Here is a 26,435-nt window from a genome sequence, read left to right on the forward strand (position 1 = left end):
AAGTCTTACAACTTCGGCCCTGCAGCCTTGATCGCGTCGCTCACTTCGAACTTCTTGAAGTTCTCGATGAACAGACCGGCCAGTGCTTTGGCAGCCTCGTCGTACGCAGCCTTGTCAGCCCAGGTGTTGCGTGGGTTGAGCAGGTTGGTTTCAACGCCCGGTACGGCCAGTGGCACGTCGAGGTTGATGGTGTCGAGGTGCTCGGTGGCTGCACCGATCAGCGCGCCGCTCTGGATTGCGGCGATCACTGCGCGGGTGGTCGGGATGTTGAAGCGCTTGCCGACGCCGTAGCCGCCGCCGGTCCAGCCGGTGTTGACCAGGTAGACCTTCGAACCGAAGCCGCGGATGCGCTTGATCAGCAGCTCGGCGTATTCGCCGGCCGGACGCGGGAAGAACGGTGCGCCGAAGCAGGTGGAGAAGGTCGACTTGATGCCGCTGCCCGAACCCATTTCAGTCGAGCCCACCAGTGCGGTGTAGCCGGACAGGAAGTGGTAGGCCGCTTGTTCTTCGTTGAGGATCGACACTGGCGGCAGGACGCCGGTCAGGTCGCAGGTCAGGAAGATCACAGCGTTTGGCTCGCCGCCCAGGTTCTTCTCGGAACGCTTGGCAACGTGCTCCAGCGGATACGCGGCGCGGCTGTTCTGGGTCAGGCTGACATCGGCGTAGTCGGCGTGTTTGGCGTCGTCGATGACAACGTTTTCCAGCACCGCGCCGTGCTTGATGGCTTTCCAGATCACCGGCTCGTTCTTCTCGGAGAGGTCGATGCACTTGGCATAGCAACCGCCTTCGATGTTGAACACCACGCCTTCGCCCCAGCCGTGTTCGTCGTCACCGATCAGGTAACGGCTTTCGTCGGCCGACAGGGTGGTTTTACCGGTGCCCGACAGACCGAAGAACAGGGTCACGTCGCCTTCTTCGCCGATGTTGGCAGCGCAGTGCATTGGCAGCACGTCAGCGGCCGGCAGCAGGAAGTTCTGCACGGAGAACATGGCTTTCTTCATTTCACCGGCGTAACGCATGCCGGCGATCAGCACTTTCTTCTGTGCGAAGTTGAGGATCACGCAACCATCGGAGTTGGTGCCGTCACGCTCAGGCACGCACTCGAAGTTGGCCACGTTGAGCACTTGCCACTCTTCACGACCGGCCGGGTTGTACTGGGCCGGGTTGATGAACAGGCAACGACCGAACAGATTCTGCCAGGCAGTCTGGGTGGTCATTTTCACGGCCAGGTAGTGATCTTCCGCCGCGCCTACATGCACGTGGGACACAAAGTGCTCTTGCGCGTTGTTGAAGGCTTCTACGCGAGCCCACAGCGCGTCGAACTTGTCGGCCGGGAACTTGCGGTTGATCGGGCCCCAGGCGATAGCGGCCTGGGTGGAAGGCTCTTCAACGATGAAACGGTCAACAGGCGAACGACCGGTGCGGTGACCAGTGCGAACAACCAGAGCGCCGGTATCGGCAAGCTCGCCCTCACCGCGCTGCAGGGCTTCTTTAACCAGATCATCAACACTCAGATCGGTGTACACGGCGTTATTGGCTTGCGTCATGAGGTTCCCCGTCGGCCAGTGGCCGAGTGTGCTCCAAACGTTTTGTAGTAGAAAGTCGTGCACTACTACCGCGAAAAAAGTGGGCCGGATTATGCCAGAAAAGCCCAAAAAGAGTAGGGTCCTCCCGTCGTAACGGCGAAATTCCGTCGTTACGCAGTGAATTTACCTGCGCTGAACCGTTTTAGTGCCGGGTATCTGACGGCGTGTCGACGCCTGCGCCAGCGAACAACTGAGCAATATCGGCCGAGTCGAACAGGTACTGCTGATTGCAAAACTGGCAATCGATCTCGACTTTGCCACCCTGCTCGGCTGCCAGCGCCAGCGCATCTTCAAGCCCAAGACTGACCAGCGCGTTGCCGGAGCGTTCCCGCGAGCAGCTGCAGCTGAAGCGCAAATGTTGCACATCGAACAGGCGCACCTGCTCTTCGTGATAGAGACGATGGAGTACGGTTTCGTTATCCAGGCTAAGCATTTCATCTGCGGTCAGCGTGTTGCCCAACGCGGTGATGTGCTGCCAGCTGGCGGCGCGTTCTTCTTCGTCCTTCAAGCGATCGGCCGGCAATTGCTGCAGCAGCAGGCCACGGGCACGACGACCGTCGGCGAAGAGCTTGAAGCGGGTGCCGACCTGTTGCGACATGACGAAATAGTTGGTGAAGCAGTCCGACAGTGTCTCGCCGTCAAGATCAACAATGCCCTGATAGCGCTGACCAACAGTCGGGTCGACGGTCAGGGCCAGAACGCCGTTCGGCATCAGATCATTGAGGGTGGCGTCCGCCGCGATCTGCTCGGCGTTGTAACGCGCCAGGCCACGGATCTCGCGCTCGCTGGAGCATTCGATCATCAGCAGCGGAATCGGCCCTTCGGAACGCGCCTGCAGAATCAGCAAGCCATCGAACTTCAGGGTGCCCACCAGCAAAGAGGCGGCCGCCATCAATTCGCCCAGCAGTTGCGCCACCGGCTCCGGGTACGGGTGCTTGGCGAGGACTTCGGCGTAGCTGCGTTCAAGCGCCACCAGTTCGCCGCGCGTGTCGCTGTCATCGAAGATGAAACGTTGGGTGAAATCGGTATCCGCTAGGTCGGTCATAATTTTGGGTATCTGAATGTGATGACAAAATGGTTACAAGACGTGAAAATTTGCACTTCTTGGCACCCTTTTTGGTGCCAGCGTTAAGCCATGGGAGGCATTTTATGAACAATCCGGGTTTGTTCCAATCAAGGTGGAACCTCGGCCGGCTGGTTCTGTGCAACGTAGTGCCGCTGGCGCTACTGGCTTTCTGGTTATGGCCTACGGGCAACTCGCTGTGTGTGATTTTCGACGAGTGGCTGTTCCGCTCGCTCAATGCACCGCTGGCCAGCAACCCGATATGGCTCCACATCTGGGCAATTGCAAGTCTGCGTCCGTTCGACATCGTTGTCGGTGTGATTTTGCTGGCGCTGCTGATCAAGGGCGACTGGGTGTTCAAGGCGATTGAGGTGCGTCGCGCATTCTTCGGTTTTTTCTCGATCCTGCTGTTGATGGTGGTGATCCGCGCACTGTTTTCCAAGTTCGCCGACCATATGGACTGGCAGCACAGCAGTCCGTCGATGGTGCTCGAAGGCGCGGTGCATATCAGCGATTACTTCCCGCACCTGGAGAAAACCTGGGAGCTGAAGGATCGCTCAAGCCAGAGTTTCCCTGGTGACCACGCTTCGGTATTGCTGATCTGGGCGCTGTTCATGGGCGTGTTCAGCCGCACGGCTGGCCAGTTTGTAACGATCTGGGGGCTGGCGCTGTTGTTCATGCTCCCGCGTCTGGTGGCCGGTGCGCATTGGGGTCAGGACGATTACGTCGGCGGCGTGCTGCTGGCGGTGTGGGCGTTGGGTTGGGGTTACTACACGCCGTTTGCTTATCACGCCGCGAATTTCTGGCTGAAGGTGACGGCGCCGATCTTTGCGTTGCTGGGCAAGTTGCCGCTGGTGTCGCGGATGAGTGTGGTGCGTAGCGCCTGATTCCGAGCTGTCTTCGGCGAGGGCTGCGCCCTCGATTCGCGAGCAGGCTCGCTCCCACATTGAAATGCAATCTCCTGTGGGAGCGAGCCTGCTCACGAAGAGGCCAGAACCAACAACACAGAACGTCGCGCTTACTCGTCGTTACTGCTGCCGCGAAACTTGAACAAATCCCGCCGCTGCTTCTTGCTCGGCTTGCCGTCGGTGCTCACACCCAGCGACCCCGCCTTGCGCATTGCCGCTGCGGCTTCCCGCTTGGCGATACTCGCCTCAGTCTCCGAATACAACGTCTGCGCTTCGGGCGCACCACGCCGCACATTCGACAACGCCTCGACCTTCACCGTGCGCACCTCGAACCCGGTACGAATCTCGAACTCGTCGCCAATACGCGGCTCTTTGCCAGGTTTGCAGCGCTCACCGCGACAATGCACCTTGCCGCTTTCGATCGCCGCTTTGGCCAAGGCACGGGTTTTGTAAAAACGCGCGGCCCACAGCCACTTGTCGAGACGGACCTTGTCGTCCTCTTCGCTTTTTTGTGCCATTTGAATTCCTCGTTCAGCCAGTAGTCGGAACTGTACTACCGTTTCTGTCGGGCGCAAGAACTCGGCCCTCCCGATAGACAGATCTTGGCCGGTGCATCGGCATGGGGGTGTTCGAGTGACAAAATTTCCGTCTTCATTAACCTCGACCCACACCGGTTGCCAGGGCTGCCAGCACAGTGAACCGTTGGGCTTCGATTTTGACTTTGCCTACCAACCTATTGTCGATCTGCGCGACCAGTCGGTTTTCGCCCATGAAGCGCTGGTCCGTGGGGTGAGCGGTGAAGGCGCATTCACTGTGTTGAATCAGGTTACAGAAGAAAACCGCTACCGTTTCGACCAGCTCTGCCGGACCCGCGCCATCAAAGGCGCGGCCGATCTTAATATGCAGACACACTTGTCGATCAACTTCATGCCCAACGCCGTCTATCGTCCAGAGCTGTGCATTCGCAGTACGCTCGAGGCGGCAAAAAAACACTGTTTCCCGCTCGACCGACTGATTTTTGAAACACTGGAAAGCGAGCACGTAGATAACTATCGCCATTTGACCAATATTCTGCGTGAATACCGCGAATTCGGCTTCAAGACCGCCATCGACGATTTCGGTGCCGGTCATTCGGGGCTCAATCTGCTGGCCGATTTCCAACCGGACCTGATCAAACTCGACATGGCGCTGATCCGGAATGTCGACCAAGACCGTGTCCGTCAGGTGATCGTCCGGGGGATTGTCACAATCTGTGCGGAGTTGGACGTTACAGTCATTGCCGAAGGCATCGAGAGCGCCGGTGAACGGGACTTCCTGGCGGACTGTGGAATATTTCTGATGCAGGGCTACTGGTTCGCCAAGCCTGCATTCAAAGCGTTGGCCCCGGTTTCAGCTGAGGCCTGGACGCGTTAATCGTTGGTTTTTCCTATTGAAGACATTTGACCATTTGACCGTTGTCGGTCTGCGCGAGTGGGTGGCGCTCCCTGATCTGGGAGTCGCAGGCCTGCGAGCGAAAATCGACACCGGCGCCAGCACCTCCAGCCTGCATGCCACTGACATCGAGCCGTTCGAGCGTGACGGCGAGAAGTGGGTGCGCTTCACCGCGCACCTGGGCACGGTGGTGCAGTTACGTCACCGGCGTTGCGAAGCGCCGCTGGTGACGCGCAAAACCATCAAAAGCTCCAACGGCCATGCCCAGGAGCGCTACGTGATCAGCACCACCCTGGCTTTGGGTGATCGGGTCTGGCCGGTCGAGTTCACCCTCGCCTGCCGCAAGTCCATGCGCTATCGCCTGTTGCTCGGTTCCAAAGCCCTGATCGATGGCCAGTTGGTGGTCAATCCGGGTATCAAGTATGTACAAGACAAGCCGGTGTTCCCGGTATCTACCTCTTCCACAGGTGTTGCATGAAGATCGCTGTGCTGTCGCGAAACCCGCGTCTGTATTCCACCCGCCGTCTGGTCGAAGCCGGAACCGAGCGCGGGCATGAAATGGTAGTGATCGACACCTTGCGCGCCTACATGAACATCGCCAGCCACAAGCCGCAGATCCACTATCGCGGCAAACCGCTGGAAGGCTTCGATGCGGTGATTCCGCGGATCGGCGCGTCGGTGACGTTCTACGGCTGCGCGGTGTTGCGCCAGTTTGAAATGATGGGGGTATTCCCGCTCAACGAATCGGTGGCCATCGCCCGTTCGCGGGACAAGCTGCGTTCACTGCAACTGCTGTCGCGTCGCGGCATCGGTCTGCCGGTCACCGGTTTTGCTCACTCGCCGGATGACATTCCCGACCTGATCGACATGGTCAACGGCGCACCACTGGTGATCAAGGTGCTGGAAGGCACTCAGGGCATCGGCGTGGTGTTGTGCGAAACCGCCACGGCGGCAGAGTCGGTGATCGAGGCGTTCATGGGCCTGAAGCAGAACATCATGGTTCAGGAATACATCAAGGAAGCGGGCGGTGCGGATATTCGTTGCTTCGTGGTGGGCGACAAAGTCATCGCCGCGATGAAGCGTCAGGCCAAGCCGGGGGAGTTCCGCTCCAACCTGCATCGTGGCGGCAGCGCCAGCCTGATCAAGATCACCCCGGAAGAACGCATGACCGCATTGCGCGCCGCCAAGGTCATGGGCCTGGCCGTAGCGGGTGTGGACATCCTGCGTTCCAATCACGGGCCATTGGTGATGGAAGTGAACTCGTCACCGGGACTGGAAGGGATCGAGACCACCACGGGCAAGAACGTGGCCGGGATCATCATCGAGCATCTTGAGAAGAATGGCGGGCCGAACATGACCCGGACCAAAGGCAAGGGCTAGAGCGAAGAGCAAGAGCCCCTCACCCTAACCCTCCCATAGGGAGAGGGGACTGATAGGGGGATGCTTAAAAGATACGCCGACCTGATCCTGCTGTGCCGCATTCACAATCGCCTCGGAATTTCAGGTCGACGTAGACGCCAGACACCTCGGTCTGCTCCCTCTGGGAGAGGGAGCAGATAGGGGGATGATTAAGAGATACGCCGACCTGATCTTGCTGTACCGAATCCGTAATCGACTCGGAATTTCAGGTCGATGTATGGCGCCAGACACCTCGGCTGGCCCCCTCTCCCTCTGGGAGAGGGCTGGGGTGAGGGTTTTATGTTTTAAACGGCATCCCGAGGCAACATCAACCCCAACGGCAACCTGACTCGCGCTTCCAATCCACCCCCGGACCGATTGCGCAGTTCAACATTGCCGCCGTGCATCGAAGCAATCCGCTTCACGATCGCCAGGCCCAGGCCAGTGCCCTTGCCACCCCGGGCGCGATCGCCTCGGGTGAACGGATTGAAAATTGCCTCCAGCTCCGAAGGATCAATCCCTGCGCCACGGTCCATCACGCTCAACACCACATACGGCGCACTGACGTCACCGGACACATAAGCGGCGACCTCAACGCTGCCACCGGCATGGTTCAAGGCGTTGCCGATCAGGTTGTTGAGCAAGCGTTTCATCGAGACCCGACGCAGCGGAAACGGCTGGATCGGCTCAAGACGCAAACGCACTTTCTCTTCATTCTGGTTGTACGGCGCTGCGACCTCGCGCACCAGATCAGTCAGATCCACCTCTTCCACTGATTCGTCGCGACCATCGCGAATAAACGCGAGGAACTGGTCGAGGATCGCGTCCATGTCTTCGATGTCGCGCACCATGTCGTCGGTCAGGTCGTTGCGGTCACCCATCAACTCCAGCGACAGGCGCAAGCGGGTCAATGGTGTGCGCAAGTCATGGGACACGCCGGCCAGCATCAACTCGCGTTCGCGTCCAGCCTGCTCGACGTCTTCGGCCATCTGGTTGAACGCGCGATAGACCTCGGTCATCTCGCTTGGCGTGTCGCTGATCGGCAGCCGCACGCTGCGACCCTGACCGAGCTGCCGGGCGGCATAGACCAAGCGTTTCAACGGCTGGTTGAGCTGACTGACGAAAATCCACGCCGACGCCGTCGACAGCAGGCCGATGGCGAGGAACCAGCCGAGCACGTTCCAGATTTTCTGGCCACGCAACGGGTGCGGATACAGCGGTACTTTCAGCCAACCATCGCCGAGGCTGGGCGCACGCACCCACAACGCCGGCGGCGAGTGCATGCGTAAACGCACTTCGGTGTCGGCGCCCAGTTCCGCCTGCATCTGCCGCTGGTAGATTTCGCTGTACGGCCAGTGCTGTTCGCCTTCCGGCACGCCGGCGCCCACGACCCGAATCAGGGTCGCGGCATCAGCGATCTTCGCGCGGTTTTCTTCATCGGCAGCCCAATAGGCTCGCAGCGTCAGGGCGACGCCGTGGCTGTATTGGCGGTCCACCAGCACGTCCTCGTTCATCAACAGATAAACCAGGGTCAGCGCCTTGGAAAACAGCACGACGATAAGCACCAGCCAGAGGGTGCGGGAGAAAAAACTTTGGGGGAACCAGACGGGGGTTTTCATCTATAACCGCTACACACTTGCAGGAGCGAGCAATGCTCGCATATTGCGGATTGCGAGTCTGCGGCCATGGCCCTTCGACCTAACCTGCAGACTCGCTCCTACAAATCACCGATCACTTGGTGGCGGCACCATCGGGTACAAACACGTAGCCCACGCCCCAGACAGTCTGGATATAGCGCGGCTTCGACGGATCAGGCTCGATCATGCGGCGCAGACGGGAAATCTGCACATCGATGGAACGCTCCAGGGCATCCCACTCGCGGCCACGGGCCAGATTCATCAGCTTGTCACGGGTCAGTGGCTGACGCGCGTTCATCACCAGGGCCTTGAGTACCGCAAACTCACCGGTGGTGAGCATGTGCACCTCGTCGCCGCGTTTCAGTTCGCGGGTGGCCAGCGACAAGACGTAATCACCGAAGGTGACGTTCTCGTCTTCGCTGCCCGGGGCGCCCGGCACCGGTGCAGCCTGACGACGCAGAACCGCTTTGACCCGCGCCATCAGCTCGTCCGGGTTGAACGGCTTGGCCAGATAATCGTCGGCGCCCAGCTCCAGGCCTTTGATGCGGCTCATCTCATCGCCCTTGGCGGTGAGCATGATGATCGGGATCTGATTGTTCGCAGCCCGCAGGCGGCGGCAAGCGGTCAGACCATCTTCGCCAGGCAGCATCAGGTCGAGAACGACCAGATTGAAAACCTCACGCGACAGCAGACGATCCATCTGCTCGGTATTCGGTACGGTACGGGCTCGGTAGCCCTTGCTGACGAAAAAACGTTCCAGCAGGCTGCTCAGGCCCGGATCGTCGTCAACGATGAGAATTTTTTCGCCTTCAGCAGTTTGTGCAGTGCTGCTCATTGGATGCTCCTTTTAGCTCGGCGCGCATTATGGCGTAGCTGCCGTTATACGCACCGTGTGCATTGTTAGCAGATTTTTCCTTCACTGCCAGAAAACCGGGGTTTATGCCTACAGACTGCAACGCCCCCGAATGACAGAACGCTGGTTATAATGCGCGGCGTTTTGTGCCAGGCAACGTCTGAATCGTTACCGCAGGTGGCAGGCTTTTTTTCCCACCGCGCGCAGTAATTGTTCGATTTCACGGGTCAATGGGCTGCCTTTTGACCCAGGCAGCGGCAATTTTCTAGCCGCTCAACCAGACTCCGGGCCTTTATTTCCGTGCCTGCGAGCCTGCTTTCACAATATGTCAGGTGGTTTTATGGACAGCATCAACAGCCGCATTGCCGAGGAACTCGGTGTACGCCCACAACAGGTCGAAGCGGCCGTCGCGCTACTCGATGAAGGCTCTACCGTTCCCTTCATCGCCCGTTACCGGAAAGAAGTCACCGGCAGCCTCGATGACACCCAGTTGCGTCACCTGGAAGAGCGCCTACGCTACCTGCGAGAACTCGACGAACGGCGCATCAGCATCCTCGCCAGCATTGAGGAGCAAGGCAAACTCACCCCTGCCCTTGAGCGCGACATCAAACTTGCTGACACCAAGACCCGCCTCGAAGACTTGTACCTGCCGTACAAGCAGAAGCGCCGCACCAAGGGCCAGATCGCCCTGGAAGCCGGCCTCGGCGACCTGGCCGACGGTCTGTTCAACGACCCGAACCTGACCCCGGAAACCGAAGCCGCACGCTTCGTCGATGCCGAAAAAGGCGTGGCCGACGTGAAGGCTGCGCTCGAAGGCGCCAAGTACATCCTGATGGAACGCTTCGCCGAAGACGCTAGCCTGCTGGAGAAACTGCGTAACTACCTGAAACAGGAAGCGACCCTCAGTGCCCGCGTTATCGCTGGCAAGGAAGAGGAAGGCGCCAAGTTCCGTGATTACTTCGAACACGACGAGCCGCTGAAAAGCATGCCATCGCACCGCGCATTGGCGATTTTCCGTGGCCGCAACGAAGGCATTCTCAGCTCCGCGCTGAAAGTCGGCGACGAACTGCCGGGCACCATGCACCCGTGCGAAGGCATGATCGGCCAGCAATTCGGCATCCAGAACCAGAACCGCCCGGCCGACAAGTGGCTCGGTGAAGTGGTGCGCTGGACGTGGAAGGTCAAGCTCTACACCCACCTGGAAACCGACCTGCTCGGCGAGCTGCGTGACGGCGCCGAAACCGAGGCGATCAACGTCTTCGCGCACAACCTGCACGACTTGCTGCTGGCCGCCCCGGCCGGCCCGCGCGCGACGCTGGGTCTCGACCCGGGCCTGCGTACCGGTTGCAAAGTCGCTGTGGTCGACTCGACTGGCAAACTGCTGGATCACGCCACGGTTTACCCGCACGTGCCGCACAACAAGTGGGATCAGACCATCGCCATTCTGGCCGCCCTGTGCGCCAAGCACTCGGTTGACCTGATCGCCATCGGCAACGGCACCGCCAGCCGCGAAACCGACAAACTGGCGATCGAGCTAATCAAAAAATACCCAGCGATGAAGATGACCAAAGTCATGGTCTCCGAGGCCGGTGCATCGGTGTACTCGGCGTCGGAACTGGCAGCCAAGGAATTCCCGGATCTGGACGTGTCGATCCGTGGCGCGGTATCGATTGCCCGCCGCCTGCAGGATCCGCTGGCCGAGCTGGTGAAGATCGATCCGAAATCCATCGGTGTCGGCCAGTACCAGCACGACGTCTCGCAACTGAAACTGGCGCGCGGTCTGGACGCTGTAGTCGAGGACTGCGTGAACGCCGTCGGTGTAGACGTGAACACCGCTTCGGTGGCGCTGCTGGCCCGTATCTCCGGTCTCAACGCAACGCTGGCGCAGAACATCGTCACGCACCGCGACGAACACGGCGCGTTCAAAACCCGCGCGGCACTGAAGAAAGTCGCACGCCTGGGCGAAAAAACCTTTGAACAGGCCGCCGGTTTCTTGCGCGTGATGAACGGCGACAACCCGCTGGATTCGTCGGCCGTTCACCCGGAAGCCTATCCGTTGGTGCAGCGCATCGCCGCTGAAACCGACCGTGACATTCGCTCGCTGATCGGCGATGCCGCGTTCCTCAAGCGTCTGGATCCGAAGAAATTCACCGACGAAACCTTCGGTCTGCCGACCGTAACCGACATCCTTCAGGAACTGGAAAAACCGGGCCGCGATCCACGTCCGGAGTTCAAGACCGCCGAGTTCCAGGAAGGCGTTGAAGATCTGAAAGACCTGCAATTGGGGATGATCCTCGAAGGCGTCGTCACCAACGTGACCGCGTTCGGCGCATTCGTCGACATCGGCGTGCATCAGGACGGTCTGGTGCACATCTCGGCGCTGTCGGAGAAGTTCATCAAGGATCCGCGTGAAGCGGTGAAGGCCGGTGACGTGGTGAAAGTGAAGGTCATGGAAGTCGACATCCCGCGCAAACGCGTCGGTCTGTCGATGCGCATGGGCGACACCCCGGGCGAGAAAATCGACGGCGCCCGTGGCTCGCGTCCGGGCTCGGCCCAGCGCCAGCCTTCGAACAACGCGCCGCGCAAGGAAACCGCGACAGCAGCGCCAGTGAACAATGCGATGGCCTCGCTGTTCGCCAACGCCAAGCAGTTGAAGAAACGCTGATGGAGATTCCGGCCGGGCTCGTCGAGAGCGCGTTTTTCAAGCTGTTGGGCTGCCGCCTGCACAGCCTGGAAACCGGGGTGGCGCAAGTCGCCCTGGCGCTGGAACCGGAACTGCGCAATCGCGGCGGCAAATTGCACGGCGGCGCGCTGTTCAGTCTGGTCGACATCGCCATGGGGCTGGCCTGTTCCAGCACCCACGGTTTCGATCAACAGAGCGCGACCATCGAGTGCAAGATCAACTATATCCGCGCCGTTTCCGACGGTGAGGTCATGTGCACGGCACGGGTGATTCACCCGGGCCGACGTACTTTGGTGGTCGAAGCCGACGTGATGCAGGGCGACAAACTGGTCGCAAAAGCGCAAGGCACGTTCGCTGTCCTGTAGCTTGTCGTTATCAATTTGAGTTAATTTCGGCGCTGCGTCTGCGGCGTCGAACTTTTCCGTGCGCGCAATAGCCAGATTCAAGGAGTGAAGTTGGCAATCGACACGGGCCGTTGTGGCTCAAAAACCAGGCGAAAACGCCAGTTTCAACTTCACCCTTGTAGACCGTCTTGCCCACCCCCATATTGGGGCGACTGACGCGTGAAGGAATCCAAATTGAGCGAACTTCTCAACCGCCGCCTGGCTCTGCTCGGCGAGCGCGCTAACCTCTCTCTGCTCGAGCGGTGCCTGCACGGTATCGAACGTGAATGCCTGCGCGTGACCAGCGAAGGTCGCCTGGCGCAAACGCCGCACCCCGAAACCTTGGGTTCCGCGCTGACCAACGAACAGATCACCACCGACTACTCCGAGTCGCTGCTGGAATTCATCACGCCCGCCCTGCCGGATCCGGCCGACACGTTGGCGAGCCTGGACAAGATTCACCGCTTTGCCTACAGCAAGCTCGGCAACGAGTACCTGTGGAGTCCATCGATGCCGTGCCCGTTGCCGGCCGAGGAAGACATCCCGATCGCCTATTACGGCACCTCCAACATCGGTCAACTCAAGTACGTCTATCGCAAGGGCCTGGCCCTGCGTTACGGCAAGACCATGCAGTGCATCGCCGGGATTCACTACAATTTCTCCCTGCCGGAAAAGCTCTGGCCACTGCTGAAGGAAGCCGAAGGTTTCGTCGGCACCGACCGCGATTTCCAGTCGACGTCCTATATCGCCCTGATCCGTAATTTCCGCCGCTACAGCTGGCTGCTGATGTACCTGTTCGGTGCCTCCCCGGCGCTCGACGCCGGTTTCCTGCGCGGCCGTTCGCATCAGCTGGAACAACTGGATCCCGACACGCTGTACCTGCCGTACGCCACCAGCCTGCGCATGAGCGACCTCGGTTACCAGAGCAACGCCCAGGCCGGTCTGACGCCGTGCTACAACGATCTGTCGAGCTACACCGATAGCCTGCGCAAAGCCGTGGCCACGCCATACGCCCCATACGTGGAAGTCGGCACTCACAAGGATGGCGAGTGGGTTCAGCTCAACACCAACATCCTGCAGATCGAAAACGAGTACTACTCCAACATCCGCCCGAAACGCGTGACCTATACCGGCGAGCGGCCGATTCAGGCGTTGGTGGCCCGTGGCATTCAGTACGTTGAAGTGCGTTGCCTGGACATCAACCCGTTCCTGCCGATGGGCATCGACCTCACCGAGTCGCGCTTCCTTGACGCCTTCCTGCTGTATTGCGCGCTGAACGACAGCCCGTTGCTGACCAATACCTCATGCGGCAACGCGACGTCGAACTTCCTCAGCGTGGTCAAGGAAGGTCGTCGCCCGGGCCTGCAATTGCAGCGTGACGGTGAAGCGGTCGAGATGAAGACCTGGGCAGCCGAACTGCTGGAGCAAATCGCTCCGCTGGCGGCGCTGTTGGATCAGAGCCATGGCGGCGATGCCCACAGCAAGGCGCTGGACGCGCAACTGGCCAAGGTCAGCGATCCGTCCCTGACACCTTCGGCGCAAGTGCTGGCGGCGATGGCTGAGCACAAGGAAAGCTTTGCGCAGTTCTCGCTGCGACAGAGCCAGGCCCATGCCGAGTTTTTCCGTAGCGAGCCACTGGCGGCGGATGAGCAGGCGAAGTTTGAGGAGCTCGCGCGTTCGTCGCTGGCAGCGCAGGCTGAGCTGGAGCAGAACGAGGTTGGGGATTTCGACGTGTTCGTCGGTTCCTATCAGGCGAGTATTTTGGCGATCAGCAATTAAAAGCCCCTCACCCTAGCCCTCTCCCGGAGGGAGAGGGGACTGATTCAGGTGCTCATGAAAGTTACGCCGACCTGAAATACCGAGCCGAACTCAGGCCTTGAAAAGCACAGAGATCGGCCCCCTTTCCCCCTCGCCCCCCTGGGGGAGAGGGCTGGGGTGAGGGGGCAAAGATCTAACGTCGAACGCAAGATCCGAAATATCCACAATCCCCCGCGCCTTAGATTTTTCCGCTCATAAGCTCATTCTAAAAAGTTATTTATTTACCGATTCTTAGATCATTTAGTCTCCTTTCACGCCGACGCTCGGTCGCCTGATATGGAGCTGTTCAATGAAACTGAATTTCCCGCTTCGCCTGCTGGCCGTGGCCTCTCTGGCTGCCGCGAGTTTTCTGGCCCAGGCCGCCGACCTCACCGTCGCCTACCAAACCACCGTTGACCCGGCGAAAGTTGCCCAAGCCGACGGCGCTTACGAAAAAGCCACCAAAGCCGACATCGCCTGGCGCAAGTTCGACAACGGCGCCGACATCATCGCCGCCATCGCTTCCGGTGATGTGCAGATCGGCTACCTCGGCTCGAGCCCTTTGACCGCTGCGATCACCCGTAAAGTCCCGGTGGAAACCTTCCTCATCGCCACCCAGATCGGCGCCGCCGAAGCACTGGTCGCGCGCGACGGTTCCGGCATCAAGACTCCGCAAGATCTGATCGGCAAGAAAATCGCCGTACCGTTCGTATCCACCGGTCACTACAGCCTGCTGGCCGCGCTGAAGCACTGGAACATCGACCCTTCGAAAGTCACCGTGCTCAACCTCGCCCCGCCAGCGATCATTGCCGCGTGGAAACGTGGCGACATTGACGCCACTTACGTATGGGATCCGGCGCTCGGCGTGGCGAAGGAAAACGGCAAAGTGCTGATCACTTCCGGCGAACTGGCCAAGTTTGGCGCGCCGACCTTTGATGCGTGGATCGTGCGCAAGGACTTCGCCGAGAAACATCCGGAAATCGTCACCGCGTTCGCCAAGGTCACCCTCGACGCCTACGCCGATTACCGCAAAGACCCGAAGGCCTGGCTCGCCGATCAAGCCAACGTCGACAAACTGGTGAAACTCTCCGGCGCCAAGGCCAGCGACATTCCGCTGTTGCTGCAAGGCAACGTCTACCCGCTGGCGGCGGATCAGGTCGTCACCCTCGGCGCGCCGACCACCAAAGCCATCACCGACACCGCTGCGTTCCTCAAGGAACAAGGCAAGGTCGAAGCCGTTCTGCCGGACTACGCGCCGTACGTCAGCGCCAAATACATCACTAACTGATCGGGAGTTAACCGCGATGGCCTTGCTACAGCTGGAGCGCATCAGCGCACAGTACCCGGGCAGCCCGACACCGGTGCTGGCGGATATTTCTCTGACCCTGGGGCCTCAGCAATTGCTGGTGGCCCTCGGCCCGTCCGGCAGTGGCAAGACTTCGCTGTTGAACCTGATTGCCGGTTTCGTCGGACCGAGCGCCGGGCGCATCACCCTCGACGGTGTGCCGGTCAAAGGTCCGGGCGCCGAACGTGGCGTGGTGTTCCAGGACGACGCTCTGCTGCCTTGGCAGGACGTGTTGGCCAACGTTGCGTTCGGTCTGGAACTGGCCGGTGTCGCCAGGGACAAACGCGAAAAGATCGCCCGTGAAATGCTCGCGCTGGTTGATCTCTCCGGTTTCGAAAGCCGTCGTATCTGGCAACTCTCCGGGGGCCAGAAACAACGTGTTGGCCTCGCCCGCGCCCTCGCCGCCGACCCGCGTGTATTGCTGATGGATGAGCCTTTCGGTGCCCTCGACGCATTCACTCGCGAGCAGATGCAGGAGCTGCTGCTGCAAGTCTGGCAGCGCACCGCCAAACCGGTTTTCCTGATTACCCACGACATCGAAGAAGCCGTGTTCCTCGCCACTGACCTGATTTTGCTTGCACCGAATCCGGGGCAGATCGTTGAGCGTCTGCACCTGGATTTCGGTCAGCGTTATGCCGCTGGCGAGTCCGCCCGGGCGATCAAATCCGATCCGCGTTTTATCGAAACCCGCGAGCACGTGCTGAGCAAAGTGTTCTCGCAACGCAGCGCCGTGCAACGGCAGGAGCGCGCATGAGCAGTTACGACGTTTCCTCGGCTGCGGTAAAACCGGTCAGCGCTTCGACGGTCATTCCCGTACGCCGCAGTCTCAGCACACGCTGGATCAGCTTGCTGACGTTGTTTGCATTGTTGGCCATCTGGTGGGCGGTCACCGCTAGCGGGTTGATCGAACCGCTGTTCCTGCCGCCACCGTCCGCCGTGCTGCAAAAAGGCTGGTTGCTGGCGACTACCGGTTACATGGATTCGACCTTGTGGCAGCACCTCGGCGCAAGCCTGAGCCGTATCGGTCTGGGCCTCGGCTTCGCCATTCTGACCGCCGTGCCGGTGGGCATTGCCATTGGCGCCAACCGCATCGCCCGTGGCGTGCTGGATCCACTGATCGAGTTCTATCGCCCTATTCCACCGCTGGCCTATTTGCCGCTGATCGTGATCTGGTGCGGCATCGGCGAGTTGTCGAAAGTGCTGCTGATCTACCTGGCGATTTTCGCGCCGATTGCCATCGCCACCGCGACCGGTGTGCGTACGGTTGATCCAGCAAAATTGCGCGCGGCGCAGTCGCTGGGCGCGACTCGCGTGCAGCTGATTCGTCATGTGATTTTGCCGAGCGCTCTGCCGGACATTCTCACCGGCGTGCGCATTGGTCTGGGGGTTGGCTGGTCGACGCTGGTTGCGGCCGAACTGATTGCCGCCACCAGTGGTTTGGGCTTCATGGTGCAGTCGGCCGCGCAGTTCCTGGTCACCGATGTCGTGGTGCTGGGGATTCTGGTCATCGCTCTGATCGCCTTCGCCATGGAGATGGGCCTGCGCGCCCTGCAGCGCAAACTGGTGCCATGGCACGGCCAGGCTCACTAAAGCATCCCGTTTTTGAATCCCCGTGTAGGAGCTGCCGAAGGCTGCGATCTTTTGATCTTGTTTTTAAAAAGATCAAGATCAAGAGATCGCAGCCTTCGGCAGCTCCTACATAGGGTGATGACCGCAATTGAAGAGAAAGACCATGAGCAGCCTGAACATCACCCCGTTAAGCTCAGCCCTCGGCGCACAGATCAGCGGCGTCGACATCAGCCAGCCACTGAGCCTGGAACACCGCGATGCCATCGAGCAGGCGCTGCTCAAGTATCAAGTGTTGTTCTTCCGCAACCAGCCAATCGAGCCGCCGCAACAGGCGCGCTTCGCCGCCTATTTCGGTGATCTGCACATTCACCCGATCTACCCGAACGTACCGGAGCAACCGGAAGTGCTGATCCTCGACACCGCCGTCACCGACGTGCGCGACAACGCGATCTGGCACACCGACGTGACCTTCCTGCCGACCCCGGCGATGGGCGCGGTGCTCAGTGCCAAGCTGCTGCCGGAATTTGGTGGCGACACACTGTGGGCCAGCGGCATTGCTGCGTACGAAGCGCTGTCGGCGCCGCTGAAAGGCTTGCTTGAAGGGCTGACCGCGACTCACGATTTCACTCGCTCGTTTCCGCTGGAGCGCTATGGCAACACACCGCAAGCGCTGGCGCAGTGGGAAGAGGCACGACGCAAGAATCCACCGCTGTCGCACCCGGTGATCCGTACACATCCGGTCAGCGGGCGGCGCGCGTTGTTCGTCAATGAAGGCTTCACCTCAAAGATCAATGAGCTGTCGGACACCGAGAGCGAGGCGATTCTGAAGTTTTTGTTCGCCCAAGCGACGCGGCCGGAATTCACCATTCGCTGGCGCTGGCAGAAAGACGATATTGCGTTCTGGGATAACCGCGTGACCCAGCATTACGCGGTAGACGATTACCGCCCGGCACGGCGGGTGATGCAGCGGGCGACGGTGTTGGGGGATGTGCCGTTTTTTCGCTGAGCCTTGAACAGCAAAAGCCCCTCACCCTAACCCTCTCCCCGAGAGAGAGGGGACTGAATGAGGGATGCTTTAGAGGTACGCCGACCTGATATTGCTTTGCTGAATCCATAATCGACTCGGTATTTCAGGTCGATGTATGGCTACAGACACCTCGGTCGGCTCCCTCTCCCTTTGGGAGAGGGCTGGGGTGAGGGTGACTCACTCCGCCGTCGAAGGCTTCTCCCAAAGATTGATCCCGCCCTCTTGGGCAAACCGGTCAATCTCCGCCAGCTCTTCAGCACTGAAGCTCAGATTCTTCAACGCCCCGACGTTCTCGATGATCTGCTCCGGCCGGCTCGCGCCGATCAGCGCCGACGTCACCCGTGGATCACGCAGGGTCCAGGCCAGCGCCAGTTGCGCCAGGCTTTGACCACGACGCTTGGCGATTTCATTCAGCGCCCGCACATGAGCGATGTTGGCATCGGACAGGTGCGAAGCCTGCAATGAACCACCGCCCGGCCGATTGACCCGCGCATCTGCCGGCACGCCGTTGAGGTATTTGTCGGTGAGCAGACCTTGCGCCAGCGGGGTGAAAGCGATAACGCCTGTGCCGAGTTCATCGGTGGTATCGAGCAAATCCTTTTCCACCCAGCGATTGAGCAGGTTGTACGCCGGCTGATGAATCAGCAACGGCACTTTCCACTCTTTCAGCAGCGCCGCCATCTCACGGGTTTTCACCCCGGAGTACGACGAGATACCGATGTACAACGCCTTGCCCTGTTGCACCGCAGTGGCGAGGGCGCTGGCAGTTTCTTCCAGCGGGGTGTCCGGGTCGAAGCGGTGTGAATAGAAGATATCCACATAGTCCAGACCGAGGCGTTGCAGGCTCTGGTCGAGGCTGGCCAGCACGTATTTGCGCGAGCCACCGCCTTGGCCGTAGGGGCCGGGCCACATGTCCCAACCGGCCTTGCTGGAGATGATCAGCTCATCGCGGTATTGCTTGAAATCTTCGCGCAGCAAACGACCGAAATTGATCTCGGCGCTGCCGTACGGCGGGCCGTAATTGTTGGCCAGGTCGAAGTGGTTGATGCCCAGATCGAACGCGGTGCGCAGTAAGGCACGCTGGGTGTCGATCGGCGTGCTGTCGCCGAAGTTGTGCCACAGGCCCAGCGACAGCGCCGGCAGCACCAGACCGCTGCGGCCGACGCGGCGGTAAGGGATGGAGTCGTAGCGGTTTTCGGCAGCGGTGTAAGTCATCGAATCCTCTCTTGTCTGTCTTGAATGGGGTGTCGACTGCTTCGCTAGCAGGCTAGCGATTGGGCGCTACAAAAATCTATTGCCGGGTCGAGCGAGACCCAGGTTCTGGCGCAACGTCCGGCCCTCATACTCGGTTCTGAACAGCCCACGCCGTTGCAGTTCCGGGACCACGCCATTGGCGAAGTCTTCGAGCCCGCCCGGCAGGTGCGGTACCAGCACGTTGAAGCCGTCCGCCGCGCCTTGTTCGAACCACTGCTGCAAGCGATCAGCGATCTGCTCCGGCGTGCCGACCAGGCTGTAATGCCCGCGCCCGCCGGCAATCTTGCGACCCAGTTCGGCAAGGCTCAGCTTCTCCCGCCCGGCCAGCTCAGTGAGCAATTTCTGCCGACTCTGCTGGCCACTTTCCGTCAGCGGCAATTCCGGTAGCGGCCCGTCCAGCGGGTACTTCGACAAATCGAAGTTGCCCAGCATACGCCCAAGCAAGGCGACGCCAACTTCGGGTTCGACTAATTGCTGAAACGTTTCACATTTTTTCTGCGCTTCAGCTTCAGTGCGTCCGACCACGACGAAAACCCCGGGCATGATTTTCAGCGAGTCAGCGCTGCGACCGTACTTGGGCAGACGTCCCTTGAGGTCGGCGTAGAACGCCTGGGCACCGGCCAACGAAGTCTGCGCGGTGAACACCACTTCAGCCGTCTGCGCCGCCAGTTCGCGCCCGGTTTCGGAAGAGCCGGCCTGAACAATCACCGGGCGCCCCTGCGGCGAGCGCGCGAGGTTCAGCGGGCCTTTGACCCGGAAGTGCTCGCCAGCGTGATTCAGCACATGCAATTTCCCAGGGTCGTAATACGCCCCGCTCGCCTTGTCGCGCACAAAAGCGTCGTCCTCCCAACTGTCCCAAAGCCCGGTGACCACTTGATGAAACTCGCGAGCACGGCTGTAGCGTTCGGCGTGGCCAATGTGTTCGTCACGACCGAAATTCAGCGCTTCGGCAGCATTGTCCGACGTCACCAGATTCCACCCCGCGCGGCCACCCGACAGGTGATCGAGCGAAGCGAATTTGCGCGCCACGTGGTACGGCTCGTTGTAACTGGTGGTCGCCGTGGCGATCAGGCCGATGTGTTCGGTCACCGCACTCAAGGCCGAGAGCAAGGTCAGCGGTTCGAAGTGATCGGAACGTGCCATGCGGCTGGCGATGTCCTGAGTCGGCGCGGCAACGCTGTCAGCGACAAACAGCGCATCGAACTTCGCCGCCTCGGCAATCTGCGCCAGTCGCTTGTAATGGGTGAAATCCAGACCCGCATTGGCTGGCACATCAGGATGACGCCACGCCGCCACGTGGTGCCCGGTGGCCATGAGGAACGCGCCTAGTTTCAACTGTCTGCTCATCGTCAGAAATCCTTGCGCAGTTGCACACCGAAGTAGCGCTCGTCATCCCGAGGCACGGCGCGATAAATGTAATTGCCGCCGCTGGCGAGCAGTGGCGAATAGGACTTGTCGGTGAGGTTCTTGCCCAGCAGCGCGACGCGCCAGCCATCGCTGTAATCGGCCAGGGCGACGCTGGCGTTCCACAGGCCGTAGGCGCCCTGCCTGGTGTCGGGGTTCTGGCTGATGTCGTACTGCACTTCGCTTTGCCAGCTGTAGTCGGTGCCCAGTTCGATATCCAGGCCGTTATCCAGCGGGATGCTGTAGTCGGCGCGCACGTAGCTTTTCCAGTCCGGGCTGAACGGCAGCGGTTTGCCGTTGACGTTGCACGACGCCGCCGCGCCCGCCGGGCAGGCGAATTCATCGATGCGTGCGCGGGTGTAGGCCAGTGCGCCGGACAGCTTCAATTGTTGGGTGGCCTGCAAGGCGTAATCGAGTTCGACGCCTTCGCTGCTGACGCTGCCGGCGTTGATCAGGCGCGTCACCACTTGCCCGGCGACGGTGTCAAAGAAGTTCGCCTGATAGTTGTCGTAGTCGCTGTGGAACACCGCGAGGTTAGTGGTCAGGCGATTGTTCCAGCTGGTTGCTTTGATCCCCGCTTCCCAGGTGTTGGAGGTCTCCGGTTTGAGCGCTTCGGTGTCACGCGGCTGCATGTTGAAGAACACGTTGTAGGCCGGTCCTTTGTAGCCGCGCGAGTAGGTCAGATAGGTGGTGACCGTATCGCTCAGGTCGTACTGCACGCCGAGGCGGCCGGACCAGCCGTCTTCGTCCACCGAACCGGAACTGCTGGTGGCCGGTTGAATGCCGCTGACCGTAGTCGCCGAAGTGGAAACGCGGCGGTGATCGTATTCGAGATCATCGTGGGTGTAGCGCAGGCCGGCGATGCCGCGCAAATCCGAGGTGAAGTTCAGCGTGGCCTCGCCGAATGCTGCGTAGCTGTCGCTGGTGGTGCTGTAATCGGCGACGCCGCGATCGGTGCGTGTGGTCGTTGTCAGCGTGCGCTGATAGGTCTCGTCATCCTTACCGTGCATGTAGAACAGGCCGCCGACGTATTCAAGGAATTCACCTTTCGGTGAGGCCAGACGCAGTTCCTGCGAGTACTGATCGAAGGCCAGATCGCCCTTGTCCGCCGTGCCGGGGAACGCAGCCGTCACGGTGCCGAGTCGGTCGCCATCCTGATACTGGGTGTTGTCCCAACCGCGCCACGCGGTGATCGAGGTCAGAGTGTAATCGCCCAGTTGCCAATCGAGCTGGCCGGACAAACCTTTGTTGATGTCCTCGACATGGCTGCGGGTGTCGGTGTTGATGTCGCGGTTGTGGCTGCTCGCATTGACCGGGCTCAGCGCGTTGGCGAAGGCCGGTGTCAGCGACTTGCTGACCACGCCGTTGGGGCCGTCGTCGTGGGACTGCATGTAGTCGGCAATCAGGGTGAAGGTGACGTCGTCATTCGGCGTGAATTCAAGTTTGCCGCGCACGCCGCGATGGTTGTAGCCGTTGACCTCCTGACCGTTGTGCTGGTTGTCGACGTTACCGTCGTAGGTGCCAAACAGCGTGCTGATCGAGCCTTTCAACGTCTCCGGAATCAGGCTGCCGCCAATGCCGAAACGGGTGCGGCTTTCGTTGCCGCTGTAGTACGACTGATCGATGTAGCCGTGGGTTTCGGCGGTCGGTGCCTTGCTGGTGATGTTGAGCACACCGGCCGAAGCGTTTTTGCCGAACAGCGTGCCTTGCGGGCCACGCAATACTTCGACGCGTTCCAGATCCAGCAGGTCGAGCGTGGACTGCCCCGGACGCGCATAGACCACGCCGTCGATCACCGTCGCCACGGTCGGCTCGACGCCGGGAGAGGTGGAAATCGTACCGACGCCGCGCACGAACAACGAGGTGTCCTTGTTCGATGCGCCGGTGCGGAAATTCAGCGACGGCACTTGCTGGACGATGCTCGCCACGCCGTTGCGGTTGTCGCGCTCAAGCTGTTCGCCGTCGATCACCGAGACCGCCACCGGCACTTTTTGCAACGACTCTTCGCGGCGCGTGGCGGTGACGGTCACGGATTTGAGAGTGGGTTCCTGATCACTGCTCTCGGCAGCGAATGCAGTGGGCAACGGCAGCGCCGCCAACCCCGTGAATAACCAGCCGGCGGCGCGAATCGACTGCGCCAGTGTGTGTGTCGCCCCAGGAATATTGTGCATGTATGCCCGCTCGAAATTGGCCCTGAACCGCTGCCGTTCTGCGACGACAGCGCCTGAATCGGTGTCTTGGGCATTCGCTCGAGCGAGTAGCAGACAGCGCGCTTTGTTAGCGCTACCATCGACAGTATTGGCAACCCTGGCATAGAGCGTCCAATACTGAAAAATTACTTTTATATGCGTTTTGGTTTTTAAGAGGGATCGAGCCTTGGATCAGGAAAAGCCCCGCAAACGTCGTGGCGCCGGACGTGTAACGCTGAATGCCGTGGCGCGCCAAGCCGGGGTTTCGGCGATCACCGTGTCGCGCTACTTCAATCAGCCGGAGCAGGTTTCGCCCGAGCGTCGCGAGCGGATTGCGGCGGTGGTGGCCGAGTTGGGCTATGTACCGAATCTGGTAGCCGGCGGGCTGGCCTCGGCGCGGGGAAAAATCGTCGGTATGGTCATCCCGAACATCTCCGGGCCGATCTTCGCCAACACCATTCAGGGTTTCAGCGACACCCTCAGTCGACATGGTTATCAACTGTTGCTGGCGTCGAGTTACTTCAGCACTGAACAAGAAGAAAACGCCGTGCGTGCGTTTCTCGGCTGGTCGCCGGCGGCGTTGGTGCTGACCAGTCACTTTCACAGTGCGGGCACGGAAAAGATGATTGCCGAGGCCGAAGTTCCGGTGATCGAAACCTGGGATTACCAGCCGGATCGCGAGCCAATGCAGATTGGTTTTTCGCATTTTGAAGTGGGCGTAACGGCGGCGAAGTATCTGCTGGAAAAAGGCTACCAACGTATCGCCTTCGTGCAGAACAGCGCTGCGGGCGACTTCAGCGCACTGGAGCGCCGCGATGGTTACGCGGCGACTTTAAAAGAATCCGGCCTGAAACCCCGGGTCTTCGCCCCCGACGCTGATCGCGCACCATTCGAGGCCGGCAAACAGGCGATGGACGCCCTGATGAGCGCATCCCCGCGCCCCGATGCAATCATCTTCGCCAACGACAACCTCGCCGCCGGCGGCCTGCTCGCTGGGCAACGCGCGGGTTTGAAAATCCCCGAAGACTGCGCCGTTCTCGGCTTCGGCGATTACCCGTTCGCCGAGATGCTTTTGCCCAGCCTGAGCACCATCAAACCACCGGCACTGGAGATCGGCGTACTGGCCGCAACCCGCGTACTGGAAAGCCTTGGGGTATTGCCGAGCGACGAAGTGCAACGACTCAACCTGCTGCAGTGCCAAGTCATAGAGCGCGAAAGCACCTGACTTCGCTATACCGACAATTCGCGCAAGGCAGCCGCCGCGAGAAAACCGGAGCGGGAGCGATAGCGCTGGTCACGACGGACCGTCTGGTCAATACGCTCAAGCAACTGCTCCGGCAGCGTGGCGTTAAAACGCACTGACTTACCGAAATACGGGGTGATATCAAAATCGACCACACCCCAGATCCCTCCCGCGTAATCCGGATTATCGAGATGAGCATCAATGTCCCGCACTTGCGGCAACGGCGCGCCGTCGGCGACCAAACCCTCATAGTGAAGCGCCAGCGCCTCCTGAGTATTTTCAAACGCCTCAGCGACCGTAGTGCCCGCAGAGAAGCACCCCGGTACATCCGGGATGATCACGCCGTAGTCTGAGTCGGCATCCTTGTGCAGAACGACCGGGAATTTCATAGGAAACCCATTCTTCAAGCCATTTAATGTCGGCAACTATAGGCGTAACTCTCGGGGAGTAATTCAAACGACACATCCTGAAATTGATCGTTATTTGAGAGCTAACTCTGTTCTGCGAATCAACATCGCGCACTAGCCACAAACTATCAATGGTCAGATAAAAGAACAGTAGGCTGGATTGGCTATGCTCTAAAGAACACCGAGGTGGCCCCTTCGCGAGCAGGCTCGCTCCCACAGGGATTTCCTTTGGACATAAAAATTTATGTCCAGCCGGGATCCATTGTGGGAGCGAGCCTGCTCGCGAAAGCGATCCTTCAGGCAATGCACCTCCACCAGGCAGAACCCGCCATGCACACCGCCATCATCATTTTCTTCGGTCTGATCCTGCTCGCCCTGATGCTCTACATCGGCGAACGCATCGGCTTCAGCCGCCAGACCATGGCCTACGGCTTCGCCGCCCTGTGGCTGGCATTGACGGTGATTAATGGTGCGGTGGGGGTGGTGCATGCCGGCCAGTCCGCAGGGTCGGAAATAGCCATTGGTAGCGCGGTGTTCGGGGTGCCGGTGGCGGCGATGGTGTTGTTCATGGTGCTGAGCGCCGAGTCCTGAGCAGACCCGGCGCCCAACCACCGATCAACGCACCAAGTGCAGGAATTGCATGTGCCGTTCGTACTGGTCGAGGATGTCGTTGATGATCTGCTCTTTGGTGTAGCCGACCAGATCGTAGTCCTGACTGCCCTCGCTCAGATGCACTTCGGCACGGTAGTAGCGGCGATTGTTAAGTTGCTTGGAACCCATGCCGCCACGCGCGAACGACGGCGTGAAGTAGCCGCGCATCTGCACCTGATAGATGAACGGATGCGCATCACCATGGCCAATTTCGAGGCTGACGCTGTCATTCGCCGGATCAGGCTGGGTGACCACGTTGAGGCCTTTCTCGACGAACACCGCCGTCACTTCTTCAATCGCCGGGCGCACCGTGGTGTCCATGAAGCGGTACACCTCGTCACGCGACGGGAAGTGCACAGCCTGGCTCAGACGCTGTCGCCAGCCGCCCGTGCCGCGCCGTGAACCGGAGACCGGTGCCAGCGAGTGCAATTGCGCGATCTGCTTCTGCGACTCCAGATAGAACGCCTTGTGCAGGCCCCACATCATCAACAGCAAGATCAGCGAGAACGGCAAAGACGTCAGCACCACCGCCGATTTCAGCGCATCGATGCTGCCGGAGAACAGCAGCGCACTGGTGATCAGCGCCGTCATCGCGCCCCAGAACACTCGCAGCCATTTCGGCCCGTCTTCGTCGGGGTTGCCGCCCTTGGCCGACAGCGTCGAGAGCACCACGGTGCCGGAGTCGGCAGAGGTGACGAAGAACACGAAGCTGATGAACACCGTCACGGCGATGACGGTTTTGCTCCACGGATAGGTTTCCAGCAGCAGGTAAATGCTCATCGACGGGTTGTCGATGGCCGACATGCCCAGCGCGCTCATGCCGTGGTTGAGTACCTGATCGATTGCGCTGTTGCCGAAGATCGACATCCACGCGAGGGTGAAACCGAGCGGGATCAACAGCACGCCGAAAACGAACTCACGAATGGTCCGGCCACGAGAAATACGTGCGATGAACAAGCCCACGAACGGCGACCACGCAATCCACCAGGCCCAGTAGAACACTGTCCAGCCACCAAGCCAGTCGCTCGGTTTGTCGTAGGCGTAGAGGTCAAAACTCTTCATCGGCAGGGCGCCGAGGTAGTCGCCCAAGTTCTGGATCAGGGTGTTGAGCAGGTGCTGGGTGGGACCGGCGAACAACACAAACAGCAGCAGCGCACAGGCCAGCAGCATGTTGATGTCGGACATCACCCGCACGCCTTTATCGACCCCGGAGACGGCCACGATGATCGCCGCGCCCATCATCAGCGTGATCAGGCCGACCTGAATCCACTGGGTGTGAGCGATGCCGAACAGGTAGTCGAGGCCGGAGTTGAGGTGCAGCACACCGAAGCCCATGTCGGCACCCAGACCGAACACCGTGGCGATGATGCCGAAGCCGTCCACCGCGTAACCGATCGGGCCGTTGATGCGTTTGCCGATCAGCGGATACAGCGCCGAGCGCAGGGCCAGCGGCAGATTGTGGCGGTAAGCGAAGTAGGCCAGCGCCATACCGACAAAGGCGAACACGCCCCAGCCATGCAGGCCCCAGTGCAAAAACAGAATCTGCATCGCCTGACGGGCCGCATCCGCCGTGCCCGCCTCGCCTTGCGGCGGCTGGAGCATATGGG

The 26,435-nt window shown here is 60.3% G+C and carries 23 protein-coding genes; 13 read left to right on the plus strand and 10 right to left on the minus strand.

Annotated features, from left to right (window positions below; all coding sequences use genetic code 11):
• Window positions 1-5: 5 nt before the first annotated feature.
• Window positions 6-1,547, minus strand: coding sequence for a phosphoenolpyruvate carboxykinase (locus M9827_RS17865; RefSeq protein WP_123449451.1), 1,542 nt, complete (start codon window positions 1,545-1,547; stop codon window positions 6-8).
• A 181-nt stretch (window positions 1,548-1,728) separates the two neighbouring features.
• Window positions 1,729-2,631 carry an Hsp33 family molecular chaperone HslO gene (gene hslO, locus M9827_RS17870; RefSeq protein WP_250606423.1) on the minus strand — a complete coding sequence of 301 codons (903 nt, stop codon included), beginning with the start codon at window positions 2,629-2,631 and terminating at the stop codon, window positions 1,729-1,731.
• A gap of 104 nt (window positions 2,632-2,735) precedes the next feature.
• On the opposite strand from hslO, the gene M9827_RS17875 reads away from it, so the two are divergent.
• The gene (locus M9827_RS17875) at window positions 2,736-3,536 is read left to right on the plus strand and encodes a phosphatase PAP2 family protein (protein WP_250606424.1); all 801 of its coding nucleotides are present in this window, start codon (window positions 2,736-2,738) and stop codon (window positions 3,534-3,536) included.
• A gap of 131 nt (window positions 3,537-3,667) precedes the next feature.
• Here M9827_RS17875 and M9827_RS17880 read toward each other — a convergent pair whose 3' ends face one another.
• Complete coding sequence (locus M9827_RS17880; RefSeq protein ID WP_250606425.1) at window positions 3,668-4,075, minus strand: RNA-binding S4 domain-containing protein; 408 nt, start codon at window positions 4,073-4,075, stop codon at window positions 3,668-3,670.
• Between the two features lie 115 nt (window positions 4,076-4,190).
• Between M9827_RS17880 and rimA the strand changes: the two genes are divergently transcribed.
• Genes rimA through rimK form a run of 3 tightly spaced genes read left to right on the plus strand, consistent with a single transcriptional unit; the run spans window position 4,191 to window position 6,368 of the window.
• The gene (gene rimA / locus M9827_RS17885) at window positions 4,191-4,970 is read left to right on the plus strand and encodes a S6 modification regulatory phosphodiesterase RimA (RefSeq protein ID WP_250606426.1); all 780 of its coding nucleotides are present in this window, start codon (window positions 4,191-4,193) and stop codon (window positions 4,968-4,970) included.
• Between the two features lie 16 nt (window positions 4,971-4,986).
• The gene (gene rimB, locus M9827_RS17890) at window positions 4,987-5,466 is read left to right on the plus strand and encodes a retropepsin-like aspartic endopeptidase RimB (protein WP_123449456.1); all 480 of its coding nucleotides are present in this window, start codon (window positions 4,987-4,989) and stop codon (window positions 5,464-5,466) included.
• Window positions 5,463-6,368 (plus strand): 30S ribosomal protein S6--L-glutamate ligase, encoded by a 906-nt coding sequence (gene rimK, locus M9827_RS17895; protein ID WP_007949201.1) that lies wholly within the window; start codon window positions 5,463-5,465, stop codon window positions 6,366-6,368. The genes rimB and rimK overlap by 4 nt, the downstream gene beginning before the upstream one ends.
• A 323-nt stretch (window positions 6,369-6,691) precedes the next feature.
• Here the strand turns inward: rimK and M9827_RS17900 are convergent, their stop codons facing one another.
• The gene (locus M9827_RS17900; protein WP_016986270.1) at window positions 6,692-8,005 is read right to left on the minus strand and encodes an ATP-binding protein; all 1,314 of its coding nucleotides are present in this window, start codon (window positions 8,003-8,005) and stop codon (window positions 6,692-6,694) included.
• Window positions 8,006-8,117: 112 nt separating this feature from the next.
• Complete coding sequence (gene ompR / locus M9827_RS17905; RefSeq protein ID WP_016986271.1) at window positions 8,118-8,858, minus strand: osmolarity response regulator transcription factor OmpR; 741 nt, start codon at window positions 8,856-8,858, stop codon at window positions 8,118-8,120.
• 358 nt (window positions 8,859-9,216) lie between these two features.
• On the opposite strand from ompR, the gene M9827_RS17910 reads away from it, so the two are divergent.
• The 7 genes from M9827_RS17910 to tauD all read left to right on the plus strand — a co-directional run bounded on the left by M9827_RS17910 (window position 9,217) and on the right by tauD (window position 17,659).
• Window positions 9,217-11,541, plus strand: a complete 2,325-nt coding sequence (locus M9827_RS17910) for a Tex family protein (protein ID WP_250606427.1) — start codon at window positions 9,217-9,219, stop codon at window positions 11,539-11,541.
• Window positions 11,541-11,924 (plus strand): PaaI family thioesterase, encoded by a 384-nt coding sequence (locus M9827_RS17915; RefSeq protein ID WP_250606428.1) that lies wholly within the window; start codon window positions 11,541-11,543, stop codon window positions 11,922-11,924. The genes M9827_RS17910 and M9827_RS17915 overlap by 1 nt, the downstream gene beginning before the upstream one ends.
• A 213-nt stretch (window positions 11,925-12,137) precedes the next feature.
• Window positions 12,138-13,721 carry a glutamate--cysteine ligase gene (gene gshA, locus M9827_RS17920; RefSeq protein ID WP_250606429.1) on the plus strand — a complete coding sequence of 528 codons (1,584 nt, stop codon included), beginning with the start codon at window positions 12,138-12,140 and terminating at the stop codon, window positions 13,719-13,721.
• 328 nt (window positions 13,722-14,049) lie between these two features.
• Entirely contained in the window at window positions 14,050-15,027 is a 978-nt protein-coding gene (gene tauA, locus M9827_RS17925; protein ID WP_150649930.1) for a taurine ABC transporter substrate-binding protein, read from the plus strand.
• Window positions 15,028-15,043: 16 nt separating this feature from the next.
• Window positions 15,044-15,838 carry a taurine ABC transporter ATP-binding subunit gene (gene tauB / locus M9827_RS17930; RefSeq protein WP_250606430.1) on the plus strand — a complete coding sequence of 265 codons (795 nt, stop codon included), beginning with the start codon at window positions 15,044-15,046 and terminating at the stop codon, window positions 15,836-15,838.
• Window positions 15,835-16,674 carry a taurine ABC transporter permease TauC gene (gene tauC / locus M9827_RS17935; protein ID WP_250606431.1) on the plus strand — a complete coding sequence of 280 codons (840 nt, stop codon included), beginning with the start codon at window positions 15,835-15,837 and terminating at the stop codon, window positions 16,672-16,674. Before tauB ends, tauC begins: the two co-directional genes overlap by 4 nt.
• Before the next feature lie 142 nt (window positions 16,675-16,816).
• Window positions 16,817-17,659, plus strand: coding sequence for a taurine dioxygenase (gene tauD, locus M9827_RS17940; protein WP_250606432.1), 843 nt, complete (start codon window positions 16,817-16,819; stop codon window positions 17,657-17,659).
• A gap of 198 nt (window positions 17,660-17,857) precedes the next feature.
• On the opposite strand, the gene mgrA is transcribed toward tauD, so the two are convergent.
• The 3 genes from mgrA to M9827_RS17955 all read right to left on the minus strand — a co-directional run bounded on the left by mgrA (window position 17,858) and on the right by M9827_RS17955 (window position 22,509).
• On the minus strand, window positions 17,858-18,895 hold the full coding sequence (gene mgrA, locus M9827_RS17945; RefSeq protein ID WP_123449464.1) for an L-glyceraldehyde 3-phosphate reductase: 1,038 nt from the start codon (window positions 18,893-18,895) through the stop codon (window positions 17,858-17,860).
• A 66-nt stretch (window positions 18,896-18,961) separates the two neighbouring features.
• Window positions 18,962-20,281 carry an LLM class flavin-dependent oxidoreductase gene (locus tag M9827_RS17950; RefSeq protein ID WP_250606433.1) on the minus strand — a complete coding sequence of 440 codons (1,320 nt, stop codon included), beginning with the start codon at window positions 20,279-20,281 and terminating at the stop codon, window positions 18,962-18,964.
• A 2-nt stretch (window positions 20,282-20,283) separates the two neighbouring features.
• A complete protein-coding gene (locus tag M9827_RS17955; protein WP_250606434.1) occupies window positions 20,284-22,509 on the minus strand; it encodes a TonB-dependent receptor in 2,226 nt (741 codons plus the stop codon).
• A 205-nt stretch (window positions 22,510-22,714) separates the two neighbouring features.
• On the opposite strand from M9827_RS17955, the gene M9827_RS17960 reads away from it, so the two are divergent.
• Window positions 22,715-23,752: a LacI family DNA-binding transcriptional regulator gene (locus M9827_RS17960; RefSeq protein ID WP_250606435.1), complete on the plus strand. Its 1,038-nt coding sequence runs from the start codon at window positions 22,715-22,717 to the stop codon at window positions 23,750-23,752.
• Between the two features lie 5 nt (window positions 23,753-23,757).
• Here M9827_RS17960 and M9827_RS17965 read toward each other — a convergent pair whose 3' ends face one another.
• Entirely contained in the window at window positions 23,758-24,159 is a 402-nt protein-coding gene (locus M9827_RS17965) for a type II toxin-antitoxin system HicB family antitoxin (RefSeq protein ID WP_250606436.1), read from the minus strand.
• A 348-nt stretch (window positions 24,160-24,507) separates the two neighbouring features.
• Here M9827_RS17965 and M9827_RS17970 point away from each other — a divergent pair, with 348 nt between their 5' ends.
• A complete protein-coding gene (locus M9827_RS17970; protein ID WP_150750217.1) occupies window positions 24,508-24,768 on the plus strand; it encodes a hypothetical protein in 261 nt (86 codons plus the stop codon).
• A 24-nt stretch (window positions 24,769-24,792) separates the two neighbouring features.
• Here M9827_RS17970 and betT read toward each other — a convergent pair.
• Window positions 24,793-26,435: choline transporter BetT (betT, locus tag M9827_RS17975; protein WP_250606437.1), on the minus strand; the 1,643-nt coding region annotated here is incomplete at its 5' end.

The organism is Pseudomonas sp. AKS31 (genome assembly GCF_023634765.1).
Classification (GTDB): Bacteria; Pseudomonadota; Gammaproteobacteria; order Pseudomonadales; family Pseudomonadaceae; genus Aquipseudomonas.